Raw genomic sequence first — 14,865 nt, forward strand, 5'->3', positions numbered from 1 at the left:
TTTATTGCACCTTTTTAAAAGTATCTATGGATTCCGGAGAGTCGACGATTATGGTTTTGAAATTATCATATATGACAAATCCAGGTTTTGACCTGGGGGGTTTTTTAACGTGCTTAACATATGTGTAATCAACAGGTACTTTGGTTGAGTGTTTTGCTTTGCTAAAATATGCAGCCAAACAAGCTGCTTCTAACAGAGTCTTCTCAGGCACCTCTTTGTTGCTTGTTCTGATAATAACATGTGAACCGGGGATTTTCTGGGTATGAAGCCAGATGTCATTGCTTGATGCAAATTTTAATGTTAGATAATCATTTTGAATGTTATTTCTTCCAACATAGATATCAAAACCATCTGAACTGATGAAATGATGAGGATTGAATTTTTTTGTATCTTTCCTTTTCTCGTTTTTCTTTGTCTCAGTTTTAATGTAACCTTCTTTTTCTAATTCCTCTTGTATGCTCAGAAGATCTTCAATATTTGTACTTTTTTCAACAAGAGCATCTAAGCTATACAGAAATTCAAGTTCACTTTCAATCTCTGAAATTTCACTTTTGGCATATTCTTCAGCTTTTTTTAACTTGTTGTATAGCTTGTAGTACTTTTCGGCATTCTGCTTTAGATTTTTATCCTTTTCAATTGGAATTTTAATTGGTGATAAATCCTCGCTGTAATAGTCTATTACTTCAACAAACTCATTGGAATGGGTATTTAGCTGGTACAGGTTTGCCAGGATAAGGTCTGCATACTTTTTGAAAAGTTCAGCATTTTTTGCCTGCTCTATTTTTTGCAGGTTTTGCTCATATCTCTGGCTGAGCTTTTTCAAATTTTGCTCAATTATCTTTTGAAGATGTTGTTTTTTCTCAATAAAAATTGTATACTCTTCTTTTTTAGAATAATACTCTTCTATACAGCTGTTGAGATTTTGGAAAAACCTTTTCGAGAAATTTGAATAACTTTTAAGGTCTATAACGTAAAAGTCTACTGGACTTCCTCTGTCTGTATACAATGTGGGCAAAATCTCACCTTTTTCTACTATACAATATAATAATTCTCTTAAAGATTCAAAAATCCTTCTAATAAGATCACTTTTTTCGAGATTTTTTTCAAAAACTTGTGCATGCAGCACAACTTCACCGGCAAACTGCTTGCTAATTCCTGACAGGTTATCTGTGAGGATATTTTCTAAATTTCTATTCGAACTTTCAAAAAATGAGCAAAATTCTTCGAAAGTTACCTCAAGAGGATTTTTCTTTGTTAAAACAGGTGGCAGATCATATTTTGCACCGGGTAGGATTATGCGCGGAGAGTTTTCAAAAGACATCCTTTTTATTGCATCAATTATCTTTTGAGTTGAATCTATCAAGAATATATTGCTATGTCTTCCCATCATTTCAAATAAAATATATTTTTTTTCGATATCTCCAAGTTCATTTTTTGTTTCAAATTCTATTCTTACTATTCTTTCCAGACCTTCCTGGTAGATATTTGTAATTTTTGAGCCAAGCAAGTTTTTCCGCAGAATCATACAGAAGTTTGGAGCAACATCAGGGTTTTTCTTTTGCTTATCTGTAATATATATTCTCGGAAGTGAGGGATTTGCCGAGATTATCAGTTTTTTTGTTTTGCCAGCCCTGTATACATACAGATTTATTTCAAACTGATTTGGTTGATAGACTCTTTCCACCTTTCCTTCAGAAAGCTCATCTTTTAACTCTTTTATAAGTGTGCGAAGGACAATTCCGTCAAATGGCAAGTTAAATCTACCTCCATCTTTAAGATAGGCTGTCCTGTTTATTATGCTTTTGAATTACTTTCTGAATCGATATACTCCAAAGCAAATAAAAATCCTAAAAATAGCCAGAAATATGTTGTCATCATTGGCACTTCAAAGATATTTTCAACAGTGTTGTGTATCAAAGTGGTGGCAAGACCTATTAAAATTCCAGTTCCTATCATTTTGAGTTCTTTTGATTTTAAGTGTTTTAGAACTCTTGCCGAAAGCAATAAACCCATTGCAAATACCAGTATCATAATAGCAACGCCAATAATTCCCATTTCGACCGCGCTCTTGAGGTAAAAGTTGTCAACATAAAAGGAACCTGCTATGTTTCTTTTTGCCACAGCCCCACCAAATCTTCCAAAGCCAACACCAAACAGTAAATTCTCCTTTAAAATTTCAAAGGATTTTGTCCAGCGTGCAATTCTGCCTGCTCTTGCGCTGCTTTCTGTGTACTTGTTACTTAGCATATAAAGCACTCTCATCAGTATTGAAGGAGCAAATACAGGTACGCAGGCTACTGTTGCAAACAGCAATCCCAGTACCCTTTTATCAACAAAAAATCCATAGAGAAGCATGGAGACTAAAAATGCAAACCAGGCACCCCTTGAAAATGTAAAACCAAGGCAGACAATCATTGAGATTAAAACCATTGAGTAGTAGACCCTCTTTGGGATGGTTTTTTCGTGTAACACAAATGGAAGAACAAAGGGTATAGACATTGCAAGCAAACTTCCCAGAACATTTGGACTTCCAATAATTGAATAAACTCTTGTTCTTATATATGTTTCATAGCTGCTATCAATCCAGCTCTGTGGAATTTCAACACCGATTATATACTGGTAAATACCGTACAGAGAAATCAAAAATATCATGAAAATATAAGCTGAGATAAATTTTTTAAATTGAGAAATACTTTTGAGCAGGTTCAAACCGATAAAGAACCACAGGGCATATTCAGCATATACTCTGAACCCTTCGATTGCAATTCTCATATTTGAAGAGTTTTTTAATAGCAAAAAGATACATGTCATTAAAAAGACCATTATATATACGTCCAGCGGTGATATTCTCAGTTTGGAATTATTATTCAAAATGGATTTTACAACAAAGGCAACAACAATTAGGATAAAGAGCACTTCATCCCATATAGATGCAAATGAAGAAAGTATTGCTACTTTTCTAAAAACAAAGTCTACAAATGCATACAAAATAGCAGCATAAAGCAGCCTTGATGGGTCTTCAAATATGATCAATCCAAGCAAAAACAAACCCAGTGCCAGAACAGAAATTTTCAGTGATACCATACTGCCTATAAGTCCAAGTATAAAAATTAAAAATGCCATATAGTACAAACTTCTTCTTTCAATCATGTTTTTCACCTTTCAAAATAATTTCTTTATCAAGAAAAGATTTTATGAAAAAGTTTACAAACAAAGCTGTTTTTTGCATATTTACTGATATTTTCTTGAAAGCTCAGGAAGGCTAAGAATATTAGTACAGATAAAGTTAAAACCTTTGTCAGAGAAATTCTATTTTTGATTACTTCGCCCGAAAAAAAACCTGCATAGAATGCCAGGATATAAAGAGTTAAAACAGAAAAAGGTCTTTTTTCAAAAAGAGTTATTTGGCTTTTTAAAAAACTTACTACAAAACTGTTTCTCCAGAGCCTTCTGGACTTTCGAAGAAGATTGAAAGATTCTTTGATACAAAAACTATAGAAGTTTTTAGCAGTCCTCAAAAAAAAGGATGCACTTATGTATTTTTTCTTTGCCTCTTTTCTTACAAATTCAAACAAAATAGAGTGGCGGGAAAAGTAAAAAAGTTTTGAAACAAGCTCATAAATTCTGCTTTCCTTCAAATAACTGTAAAGAAGCACTGCCATTTTATATACAGCACTTTCTCTTACCATTTTTTTCACATCCTTACTCTTTTACTATTTCAACACCAGTCACAACTCCAACAAGCTCAGTGGTTCTTGTCTTGACATAGAAGGTTTTTCCAACCCTGACAGTTTGCTTATCCAACTTTATTGTGGCTCCCTCAAATGTCACATAGCCATGGATTGTGACATAGACATCTTTTTTGTATGGATGCTTTGCTACTACAATTTTTCCGTCTGACGATGTTTTTTCGTACACTCCATCTTTAATCTGAATGTCCTGGATATAGGATTTTGTCAGGGTGTTTCCGGTTACAAGAAAATCATTTTTGTGCAAAGAGCCAGCCATGACAGGTTCAACAAGAGGTATTTTGACATTGATAATAGCTTCTCCGTATTTAATTTCTACAAATTCATCTTGTGACGTACTTTCGGTTGCTTTTTCGTGTGACGAAATCTTTGAAAACCCTGCCCATGCAATAGCTATGATGAGCAATATTAGAATAAGATCTACAATGTTGATAATTCCAAATAGCTTTCCTTTTTGGTCTACTATCTTCATTATTTTCTCCCTCCACATAAGATTTATCAAAACCATAGTATTACAAATCATTTTGATTGGTCAAGAGATTTTATATTTTTTTATTGACTATCCAGTTAGAAATATTGTATCTTAGAATCTGTAATAAAAATGCTTGAGGTATTAAGGATGATAAAGGATGATTGATATAATTTGTTTTTCAACAACGCCGTGGGACCCGATTCCTACAAGAAAACAGCAGATAATGAAAAGGATGCCTGAAAATTGCAGGATATTCTACTTGGACCCGCCGGTTACCTACATCGGACCGTTAAAGGATCCCTCTTTAAGACCGTATTTGACAAAGTTTAGAAAGTCTCCAAAAAGAGTTAAGAAGAATCTATATGTTTTTGCCCTGCCACCGATTGTACCTTTTTACAATATAAAAAGATCAGTAAACAAATTCAACCAGAAGATGATAGCAAAGTTTGTGCAGGAGGTCATATACAAAAACTTTGGTTTAAAATCACCTGTTATATGGACGTATATGCCAAACACAATAGACATTTTAAAACATCTTCCGTACAGATTTTTGATATATGACTGTATAGACAAGCATTCAGAATTTCAAGGCTTTATTGACAAACAGGTTGTTGAGGAAATGGAAGATGAACTTGCAAAAAAAAGCGATGTGGTTTTTACAACAACAATGGGGCTTTACAATAAACTCAAAAATCTAAATCCAAAAACATATCTTGTGCCAAACGGTGCAGAGTTTGATCATTTTAATAAAGCAGCGAGGAAGCTTTCTGCGCCGGATACTATGAAAAATATACCTCATCCTATTTTTGGATTTGTAGGGGTCATTCACACATGGATTGATACTAATCTAATCGAGTATTTAGCGTCACAAAGGAAGGATTGGTCATTTGTCCTTATAGGACCTGTCGGCGCAGGTGTGAATGTTGATAATCTAAAGAAATACAAAAATATTTATCTTTTGGGAAGAGTTGACCATAGGATATTGCCACAGTATGTTTCACAGTTTGATGTGTGTTTAAACCTCTTCAGGGTAAACAGGCTCTCAGAAAATGTAAGCCCGCTGAAATTTTATGAGTACTTAGCAACCGGAAAACCAATTGTCTCAACACCAATGCCCCAGGTCGAAGAGTTTTCCGATGTTGTATATATTGGAAAAGATTATAACGATGTGTTAAAAAAGTGTGAAGAAGCAGTTTCAGAGATCAAAAATGAAAAAGATGAAAAGGTATTAAAAAGAATAGAATATGCAAGGCTTACCTCATGGGATAGCAGGGTAAGCCAGATACTTGAGATACTAAAGAGGGAAGGGATATATATTGAATAGCGTATGTGTGATTGGACTTGGATATGTAGGATTGCCTCTTGCACTTTCTTTTGCAATGAAAGGCTATAAGGTGTATGGTGTTGACAGCAATCCGGATTTGATTGGTGAACTCAAAAGAGGTGAAACTCATCATTTAGAAAGCTATAAAGGAAAGACAATCCAGGAAATTTTGAGACAGCAGCTTCAAAATGGGAATTTTGTACCAATGCTTGACTATAAAGAAGCACTTGGCGCCTGCGAAGACATTATAGTTACTGTGCCAATTCCGGTTTACGGTGGGAAACCATACTATGAATACTTGATTTTATGTGCAAGAGAGATAAAAGAAAATTTGCGCCCGGGTCAGCTTATCCTTTTGAGGTCTACAGTTGTGCCGGGGACAACAAGGAATATTTTTCTGCCAGTATTAGAAGAAAGTGGGCTAAAGTGTGGCAGGGATTTCTATTTAGCCTATGCATCAGAGAGGATTGCAGAGGGCAGAGCTTTTGAGGAATTTGAGAATATGCCCACGGCACTTGCTGGTTTTTGTGAGGTCAGCACAGAAAGGGCGGTTGATTTGATAAAGGTAATTTGCAGGGCAGAGGTTGTTGTTGCTTCCTCATTTGAGGTTGTGGAGACTGCAAAGGTAATTGAGAATCTCCAGAGGGATATAAATATTGCAATGGTGAATGAGTTTGAAAGATTTACAAAAGCAATGAACTTAGATATCTTTGAAGTTATAAAGGTTGCGAATACACACAAAAGAGTGAATCTTCTTTATCCTGGACCTGGTGTTGGTGGTTTTTGTATTCCAAACGCGTTTTATTATTTGAATGCAAAGGCAGAAGAGATAGGTGTGGAATTGAAACTATCCAAGACGGCAAGAATGTTCAACGAGGGAATTCCTGCATATATCTCTGATCTTGTAATAAAGACAATGGAGAAATATTCTACTTCAAAGAAGGTTGCTGTACTTGGAATTGCCATGAAAGATTATTCTTCTGATGACAGGCTCAGCCCTGCACTTGAGATTATAGAGATTTTAAGACAGCGCGGAGTTGAAGTTAAGGCGTTTGACCCTGCGGTAAAAAAGGAATATGAGTTTAAAGTAAATACCTTGCAGGAAGCTCTGGAAAAGGTTGAAGTTGTACTCATTTTAGCACGACAGCATGGAATAGATTTTGAGAAGATTTTTGAGTTTATTCCACCGCAAAAAGCTATTGTAATTGACACAAGGGATGTGTTTACCAGCAAGCAGGCCCAAGAAAAAGGGTTTGTTCTCGAGAAAATTTGAAATATAATGCTTGGCAGCGGACAGAAAAAAGGGTCCTGGCAATTTTACCAAGGACCCTTTTTGGATATAGACTTTCAAAATAAAATTTGGGGGGTTTTGCAAAAAAGATTATAGCAAAAAAATTTGAACATGTTAATATTAATATGCTATAATATTGTCGGCTTTGTAAAGAAAGCAGGGCCGGAAATCTTCGGTGGAAGGTAGAACACCTTCTTGCATCCGGCTCGAAGAAAAACCGAATTGAGGGAGGTAAAAACAAGATGCCAGTTTTGACAATGAAACAGCTTTTAGAAGCAGGTGTTCATTTTGGTCACCAGACACGTAGATGGAATCCCAAGATGGCAGAGTATATCTTTACTGAGAGAAATGGTATTTACATCATTGACCTTCAGAAGACTGTCAAGAAAATGGACGAGGCGTATGAGTTTGTGAAGTCTCAGGTAAGAGAAGGCAAGATTGTCCTCTTTGTCGGGACTAAAAAACAGGCTCAGGAGACAATTAAGGAAGAGGCAGAAAGATGTGGTATGTACTACATCAATCAAAGATGGCTGGGTGGACTTCTGACAAACTTCAGAACAATCAAAACAAGGATTGAGAGGTTAAAAGAGCTTCAGAGAATGGAAGAAGATGGCACATTTGAGGTTCTTCCAAAGAAAGAAGTGAACCTGCTAAGAAAGGAAAAGGAAAGACTTTTAAAGTATCTTGGCGGAATACAGAATATGCCAAGAATCCCTGATATTTTATATGTAGTTGACCCGAGGAAAGAGAGAAATGCTGTGCTTGAGGCGAGAAAACTTGGGATTCCGATAGTTGCTATTGTTGATACAAATTGTGACCCCGATGAGATTGACTATGTAATTCCTGGTAACGATGATGCAATAAGAGCAGTAAAGCTAATAACCTCTAAGATTGCAGATGCTGTGATTGAGGGTAGAGAAGGAGAACAGTTTGCACCTGCTTCAACTCAAAAGCAAGATATTGAAGAGCAAGATGCTCAGGGAACTGAAGATAACAATGATGATGTTATAGATGAATAATCTATTGTGTGCACGGTAGCAAAATAACATTTAGGAGGGATTAAATTTATGATCAGTGCTGAGATGGTAAAGGAGCTGCGTGAGAAGACAGGTGCCGGGATGATGGACTGCAAAAAGGCATTGGAAGATGCAAATGGTGATATGGAAAAAGCGATAGAGCTTTTAAGAGAAAGAGGGCTTGCAAAGGCAGCGAAGAAAGCATCAAGAGTTGCTGCAGAGGGTATTGTGGAAAGCTATATCCATGGTAATGGTCGAATTGGCGTTTTGGTTGAAATTAATTGCGAGACAGACTTTGTTGCAAGAAATGAGGAGTTTAGACAGTTTGCAAAGGATATTGCTATGCAGATTGCAGCTGCAAATCCAAAGTATGTGTCGAGAGAAGAAATTCCTCAGGATGTTATTGAAAAAGAAAGAGCAATATTAAGACAGCAGGCGCTGAACGAAGGAAAGCCCGAGCATGTTGTTGATAAAATTGTTGAAGGAAGACTTGAAAAGTTCTTTGAAGAGGTATGTTTGCTTGAGCAGCCATGGATCAAAAATCCTGATATGAAGATTAAGGATTTGCTCACTGAGAAGATTGCAAAGATAGGGGAAAATATTGTCATAAGAAGATTTGCAAGATTTGAGAGAGGCGAAGGGATTGAAAAGGCTGCTTCTTGCTAATGGTTAAATATAGCAGAAGAAGGGAACACTATTTTTTGAAGTGGTGTTCCCTTTTTTTGAGCAAAAACTCTTGATAACCCTGTACTTTTGTTTGTAAAATATTATCATGGAGAAGGAGAAGATAAAAAATGGTTAAGCCCAAATACAAAAGGGTAATATTAAAATTAAGTGGAGAAGCTCTGGGTGGCGAAAAAGGATTTGGCATTGATTGGGAAGTTGTTGAGTCTATTGCTGATGAGATAGCAAAAGTAAGGGAGCTTGGGGTTGAGGTTGCCGTTGTAGTCGGTGGTGGTAACTTCTTCAGAGGAAGGAGCGCTGAACACATCGACAGAGCAACTGCCGACTACATGGGGATGCTTGCAACTGTTATTAATTCACTTGCACTTCAGAGTATACTTGAAAAAAGAGGAGTGCCAACAAGGGTTCAGAGTGCAATTGAGATGAGACAGATTGCAGAGCCCTATATAAGGCGTCGTGCGATAAGGCATTTAGAAAAGGGCAGGGTAGTAATATTCGCATGTGGCACCGGCAATCCGTTCTTTTCAACTGACACAGCAGCAGCATTGAGAGCTGCCGAGATTGACGCTGAGGCAATACTTCTTGCCAAAAAAGTTGATGGTGTTTATGATAGTGACCCCAAGAAAAATCCCAATGCCAAAAAGTATGACTTTATAACCTACCTGGATGTTATCAACCAGCGACTTGAGGTAATGGATTCCACAGCTACCTCTATGTGTATGGACAATGAAATTCCAATTGTGGTTTTTGAGCTTGCAGGAGGAAATATCATTAAGGCTGTTATGGGTGAGAATATAGGAACATTAGTAAATGTAAAGGAGGAAAGGTGATATGGCTGAACCTATACAGGTTGCTGAAGAGAAGATGAAAAAAGCATTGGAAACTTTGAAACAGGAGTTTGCAACAGTCAGAGCGGGAAGGGCAAATCCTCATATCTTGGACAGGGTTATGGTAGACTACTATGGCGTTCCCACTCCAATTCCTCAGCTTGCGAGTATTACTGTTCCAGAGGCAAGGATGATAGTTATCCAGCCATGGGAGGCAAGGATGCTAAAAGAGATTGAAAAGGCAATTCAAAAGTCAGACCTTGGGGTGAACCCATCAAATGATGGCAAGGTTATAAGGCTTATATTCCCTGAACTTACCGAAGAAAGGCGAAAGGAGCTTGTAAAACAGGTAAAAAAGATGGCAGAAGATGCAAAAGTTGCTATCAGAAACATCAGAAGAGAGGCACTTGATGAGTACAAGAAGATGAAGAAAAACAATGAAATTACAGAGGATGACCTGAAGGATGCTGAGGAAGATGTCCAGAAGCTGCACGACAAATACATAGAACAGATTGAGAAACTTTTGAGCGCAAAAGAAAAAGAAATAATGGAAGTATAAATGAAAAGGATTTGGCGGGGTTTTTTCAAAATCCCCGTTATTTTTTTAAACTTTGGACCGGGGTAAAAAAGAAAGAGAGGGTTTTTAGAAGATATGTTTGAATTTCTTAAAAAGAAAAAAATGTACATTGATAAAAGTAAAATGCCAGCACACATTGCAATTATTATGGACGGAAATGGCAGATGGGCGAGAAAAAGAGGACTGCCACGCTCAGCCGGGCACAGGTTTGGTGCACAAAAATTAAAAGAGATTGTATTGTTTGCCGATGAAATTGGCTTAAAGTATCTAACAGTATATGCTTTTTCGACAGAAAACTGGAAGAGACCTAAAGATGAAGTAGAAAATCTTATGAATCTTCTTCGAGAGTTTTTTGACACAGAGATAGAAAATCTCATCAATAAAACACAGATAAAAATTAGAGTTATAGGTGATATTTCAAAGCTTGACAGGGATATTCAAAATAGAATTTTAAGTGCTGAGGAAAGGACAAAGGACAAAACTGGACTTTGTGTTGTTATAGCACTCAATTACGGTGGCAGAAATGAAATCATAAATGCGGTAAAAAATTTGGCTATGGATATCAAGAGTGGTAAAATTGATATCAAAGATATTGATGAAAACCTTTTTAGAAATTATCTTTACACAAAAGATATTCCTGACCCTGATCTTTTGATTCGTCCAAGCGGGGAGATGAGGGTGTCTAATTTTCTTTTGTGGCAGATATCTTATACTGAATTCTGGTTTTCAAATGTCCTGTGGCCAGATTTTAAAAAAGAGCATCTTTTAAAAGCTATTGAGGATTATCAAAAAAGAGAAAGAAGGTTTGGCGGTGTGAAATAGATTTTTGGAGGCATGATTGATGAAACAAAGAATAATTACAGCTATCTGGGGAATAGGTTTGGTTGCTGCAGCTAATTTTCTGGGTGGGATTGTTCTTAAACTTTTCGGAATTGCTGTTGCAATAATTGCTATATATGAGTTTTTGGGGATTTATAAAGTAGAAAAGTACATGATTTATACAACCTGTGCTTTTGCTGTTATTTTTTTTATTGCCCGGTTTGACTTTTTAATAAAACTCTTTATTATTTTCATCGCCCTGTTTTTATTTTCGTTTATAAAGAGCTTCAAAAACGAGATTGCAGCAAAAAGCATAGTCTATTCGATTTTTGCTTTTATATACATTGTTCTGCCTATTTTCTTTTTGGTTTCTCTTTATGAACTCGAAGATGGGCAAAAGCTCATTTGGCTTCCATATCTTGTGTGCTGGGCGAATGACACCTTTGCGTACTTTGTTGGCATAACCTTTGGAAGACGGAGAATATGGAGCAATGTAAGTCCTAAAAAGAGTTTGGAAGGATTTTTAGGTGGTATAACCGGTGGTGTGATTGCTGTTTGGTTTTACTTTTTCATCTTGAATCACAGAAGTTTCAATTTTGATGTCTTTCTTACTGGAATAATTGCAGGTGCAGGTCTTTCGATTGTTGCCCACACAGGCGATTTATTTGCTTCTATGTTGAAAAGAGAGCAAAACAAAAAAGATTTTGGATTTATTTTACCGGGTCATGGCGGTGTTCTGGACAGATTTGACAGTCTTATAATGGTTGTACCGGTAATATACCTTCTTGCAAGAATAGGAATACTTTGATTTTAACCTGTTTCAAAGGAGAGTAAAGATCATGACAAAAAGGATTTGCATCTTAGGGTCAACTGGATCAATTGGCAGTCAGACCATTGAAGTTGCAAAAATGCTGGGAATAGAAGTGGTTGGAATTGCTGCATATAAAAATGTTGATATACTCATAAATCAAGCAAGAGATCTCAATCCTGAAATAATTTGTATAGGTGATGAGAGGTATTATTCAATTTTAAAGCAGCAGTTTCCCGATAAAATAGTGGTGGCAGGCAATAAAGGGTTGGAAGAGGTTGCTACCTATTATAATGCTGACATGATTGTGAATGCACTTGTTGGTATATCGGGGCTGGTTCCTACTATTGAGGCTATAAAGTCGGGTAAAAGGGTGGCACTTGCCAACAAAGAGACACTTGTTGTAGGTGGAGAAGTTATAAAGGAGATGATCTATACAAAAGAAAAAGATTACCAGCAGCAAGTTTTGATTCCTGTTGATTCTGAGCACAGTGCAATTCTGCAATGTCTTGTGGGTGAGAATAAAAATGATGTAAAAAGAATAATATTGACAGCCTCAGGTGGTCCGTTCAGGGGTAAAAAGCTATCTGAACTCAAAAATGTGAAATTAGAGGATGTGCTTTCACATCCCACATGGCGCATGGGAAAGAAAATAACGGTGGATTCTGCCACTTTGATAAATAAGGGTTTTGAAGTTATAGAAGCTATGTTTTTCTTTGAAAAAAGGGTGGATGAAATTGATGTTGTAATTCATCCACAGAGCATTATTCATTCAATGGTTGAGTTTGTTGACGGTTCAATAAAAGCACAGATTTCAAATCCGGATATGCGTCTTGCCATTGAATACAGTTTGACATACCCTGAAAGAAGTAGGTGTCTGATAGAGCCTCTTGACTTTAGCAGGGTAAAGCAGCTTACATTTGAAGAGCCGGATTTTGATACATTCTTTTTGTTAAAGCTTGCCTATGAATGTGCAAAAGAAGGTGGGAGCTATCCAGTTGTTTTGAATGCAGCAAATGAAGAGGCTGTAAAATTCTTTTTGGAAGGAAAAATGGGCTTTATTGATATAATGAATTATGTGAGGGAGATTGTTGAGAATCACAAACCACAAAAAGTTACTTCGGTTGAAGACATCCTGGAGATTGACAGAATGGTAAGATTGGAATTCAAAAAATTGCTGGAAGGTGAGCTGTAGTGGTAAATCTTTTGATAGCTTTGATAGTACTTACAATTGTAATACTTATCCATGAATTTGGTCATTTTATTGTTTGTAAATTATCAGGAGTGATTGTGCAGGAGTTTGCAATCGGTTTTGGTCCCAAGATTTTCAGTATCAAGGGTAAAGAAACAGAATACTCTGTGAGGGCGTTTTTGATAGGTGGGTATGTAAGACCTCTTGGTGAAGATCAGGAAGTGGATCATCCACGTGCACTGAATAATGCAAAAGTTCACAAAAGAATTTTAATGGTTTTAATGGGACCTGTTATGAACTTTGTCCTTGCCATTGTTATCATGATGGGAATAGCTTATTTTGTGGGATTTGGAACCAATACAATTGACAAAACAGAACCGAACTTTCCTGCCCACATTGCTGGAATAAGACCGGGTGACCGCATAGTTGAGATGGATGGCAATAAAGTGTTTGTATGGGATCAGGTTAGTTTTTATTTGGCTGTTCACAATATGCTTTATAAAGACAAACCACTTGAGGTTAAAATTCAAAGAGATGGTAAAGAGTATAAGTTTTATATTACTCCCAAATACGATCCGAATACAAAGAGAAGACTCATAGGTATATCACCGAGGATTTCGAAAAAAAATCTTGTGGATAGTCTTTATTACAGTATATTTGCAACATATGCAGAGATAAAAGAGACAATCTACGGTGTTGTCCTGATGCTATCAGGAAAGGTCTCGGGTTCTGAGATTATGGGACCTGTTGGGATAGTAAAAACAATTGGGCAGGCGGCAAACGCTGGATTTAAGCAAAACTTTGTAAGTGGACTTTTGAACATTCTATGGCTTATGCAGCTTATTTCAGTAAACCTCGGTGTAATAAATCTTATTCCATTTCCAGCACTTGATGGAAGCAGACTTGTATTTTACCTGTATGAAGCGATTGCAGGCAAGCCTTTTAATAGAGAAAAGGAAGCCCTGATTCATACTATTGGATTTGTACTTTTGCTTTTGCTGCTTGTAATTGTTACCTTCAATGATATTAAAAACATAATAATGCCCGGAAGGTGAATTTTTTGACAAAGAAGATAAAAATAGGGAGCATATATATTGGCGGTGGCGAGTCGGTCAAAATCCAGTCGATGACAAACACAAAGACAAAGGATGTTGAAAAGACGGTTGAACAAATATTAAGGCTTGAGAGCCTTGGGTGTGAAATAATAAGAGTAGCAGTACCTGATGTGGAAAGTGCAAAGGCTATTGGAAAGATAAAGCCAAGAATTCATATTCCCATTGTTGCCGATATTCATTTTGATTATAAGCTTGCACTTGAGGCTGTTTACAATGGGGCTGATAAGATAAGGATTAATCCTGGTAACATTGGGGATTCAGAAAAGGTAAAAATGATAGTTGATGAGGCAAAAAAGAGCGGGGTTCCTATTAGAGTTGGGGCGAATTCCGGCTCACTTCCCAAGGAGATTCTGGCAAAATACCATTCGCCTACACCTGAGGCAATTGTTGAGGCAGCTTTGAAGCAGGTTGAGCTTTTGGAGAGTTTTGATTTTGATGATATTGTAATATCTGTAAAGTCTTCTGATGTGCTGACAACCATCAAAAGCTATGAGATTTTATCAAAAAAGACAGTCTATCCTCTTCATGTTGGGCTTACAGAATCAGGTACCTTTATTTCCGGGTGTGTAAAGTCGAGTATGGCAATAGGGTATTTACTCCTTCGGGGAATTGGAGATACAATTAGAGTCTCGCTCACAGATGACCCTGAAAAAGAGGTGATTGTTGCAAAGAAGATTTTACAGGGGTTAAAATTAAGAAAGGGTGTAAATATTATTTCATGCCCAACCTGTGCAAGGTGCAATGTGGATTTGATAAAGATAGCAAATGAAGTTGAAAATAAAGTGGGAAATCTGGACCTTGATATTAACATTGCGATTATGGGCTGTGCGGTAAATGGACCGGGCGAGGCAAGAGAAGCTGATATTGGAATTGCCTGTGGTATTGGAGAAGGGCTTTTGTTCAAAAAAGGAAAGATTGTTAAGAAAGTCAAAGAGGATGAACTTGTTGATGAGCTGATACGGGAGATTTACTCTTTTTATGAAACATGAGG

15 protein-coding genes are annotated in these 14,865 nt (G+C 36.8%); 11 read left to right on the forward strand and 4 right to left on the reverse strand.

Annotated elements, in window-relative coordinates; translation table 11 throughout:
• Position 1 precedes the first annotated feature (1 nt).
• Genes OTK00_RS03970 through OTK00_RS03985 form a run of 4 tightly spaced genes read right to left on the reverse strand, consistent with a single transcriptional unit; the run spans position 2 to position 4,221 of the window.
• The gene (locus tag OTK00_RS03970; RefSeq protein ID WP_045169146.1) at positions 2–1,753 is read right to left on the reverse strand and encodes an Rqc2 family fibronectin-binding protein; all 1,752 of its coding nucleotides are present in this window, start codon (positions 1,751–1,753) and stop codon (positions 2–4) included.
• Between the two features lie 41 nt (positions 1,754–1,794).
• Complete coding sequence (locus OTK00_RS03975) at positions 1,795–3,150, reverse strand: O-antigen ligase family protein (protein ID WP_045169148.1); 1,356 nt, start codon at positions 3,148–3,150, stop codon at positions 1,795–1,797.
• 29 nt (positions 3,151–3,179) lie between these two features.
• Complete coding sequence (locus tag OTK00_RS03980) at positions 3,180–3,689, reverse strand: hypothetical protein (RefSeq protein ID WP_045169149.1); 510 nt, start codon at positions 3,687–3,689, stop codon at positions 3,180–3,182.
• 13 nt (positions 3,690–3,702) lie between these two features.
• On the reverse strand, positions 3,703–4,221 hold the full coding sequence (locus OTK00_RS03985) for a DUF4330 domain-containing protein (protein ID WP_045169150.1): 519 nt from the start codon (positions 4,219–4,221) through the stop codon (positions 3,703–3,705).
• A 157-nt stretch (positions 4,222–4,378) separates the two neighbouring features.
• Here OTK00_RS03985 and OTK00_RS03990 point away from each other — a divergent pair, with 157 nt between their 5' ends.
• The 11 genes from OTK00_RS03990 (at position 4,379) to ispG (ending at position 14,863) form a co-directional block, all read left to right on the forward strand.
• Entirely contained in the window at positions 4,379–5,545 is a 1,167-nt protein-coding gene (locus tag OTK00_RS03990; protein WP_045169151.1) for a glycosyltransferase, read from the forward strand.
• The gene (locus tag OTK00_RS03995) at positions 5,538–6,818 is read left to right on the forward strand and encodes a nucleotide sugar dehydrogenase (RefSeq protein ID WP_045169152.1); all 1,281 of its coding nucleotides are present in this window, start codon (positions 5,538–5,540) and stop codon (positions 6,816–6,818) included. The genes OTK00_RS03990 and OTK00_RS03995 overlap by 8 nt, the downstream gene beginning before the upstream one ends.
• Before the next feature lie 260 nt (positions 6,819–7,078).
• Positions 7,079–7,855 carry a 30S ribosomal protein S2 gene (gene rpsB, locus OTK00_RS04000; RefSeq protein WP_045169153.1) on the forward strand — a complete coding sequence of 259 codons (777 nt, stop codon included), beginning with the start codon at positions 7,079–7,081 and terminating at the stop codon, positions 7,853–7,855.
• A gap of 48 nt (positions 7,856–7,903) precedes the next feature.
• Positions 7,904–8,518 (forward strand): translation elongation factor Ts, encoded by a 615-nt coding sequence (gene tsf, locus OTK00_RS04005; protein ID WP_045169154.1) that lies wholly within the window; start codon positions 7,904–7,906, stop codon positions 8,516–8,518.
• Between the two features lie 128 nt (positions 8,519–8,646).
• Positions 8,647–9,366: a UMP kinase gene (gene pyrH, locus OTK00_RS04010; RefSeq protein WP_045169155.1), complete on the forward strand. Its 720-nt coding sequence runs from the start codon at positions 8,647–8,649 to the stop codon at positions 9,364–9,366.
• Position 9,367: 1 nt separating this feature from the next.
• A complete protein-coding gene (frr, locus tag OTK00_RS04015) occupies positions 9,368–9,922 on the forward strand; it encodes a ribosome recycling factor (RefSeq protein ID WP_045169156.1) in 555 nt (184 codons plus the stop codon).
• 93 nt (positions 9,923–10,015) lie between these two features.
• The gene (locus OTK00_RS04020; protein WP_045169157.1) at positions 10,016–10,762 is read left to right on the forward strand and encodes an isoprenyl transferase; all 747 of its coding nucleotides are present in this window, start codon (positions 10,016–10,018) and stop codon (positions 10,760–10,762) included.
• 19 nt (positions 10,763–10,781) lie between these two features.
• Positions 10,782–11,567, forward strand: a complete 786-nt coding sequence (locus OTK00_RS04025) for a phosphatidate cytidylyltransferase (protein WP_045169158.1) — start codon at positions 10,782–10,784, stop codon at positions 11,565–11,567.
• A gap of 31 nt (positions 11,568–11,598) precedes the next feature.
• Entirely contained in the window at positions 11,599–12,762 is a 1,164-nt protein-coding gene (dxr, locus tag OTK00_RS04030) for a 1-deoxy-D-xylulose-5-phosphate reductoisomerase (protein WP_045169159.1), read from the forward strand.
• Positions 12,762–13,814 (forward strand): RIP metalloprotease RseP, encoded by a 1,053-nt coding sequence (gene rseP / locus OTK00_RS04035; protein ID WP_045169160.1) that lies wholly within the window; start codon positions 12,762–12,764, stop codon positions 13,812–13,814. Before dxr ends, rseP begins: the two co-directional genes overlap by 1 nt.
• Entirely contained in the window at positions 13,811–14,863 is a 1,053-nt protein-coding gene (ispG, locus tag OTK00_RS04040; RefSeq protein WP_045169161.1) for a flavodoxin-dependent (E)-4-hydroxy-3-methylbut-2-enyl-diphosphate synthase, read from the forward strand. Before rseP ends, ispG begins: the two co-directional genes overlap by 4 nt.
• Positions 14,864–14,865: the final 2 nt, after the last annotated feature.

Source organism: Caldicellulosiruptor morganii (assembly GCF_026810225.1).
Classification (GTDB): domain Bacteria; phylum Bacillota; class Thermoanaerobacteria; order Caldicellulosiruptorales; family Caldicellulosiruptoraceae; genus Caldicellulosiruptor; species Caldicellulosiruptor morganii.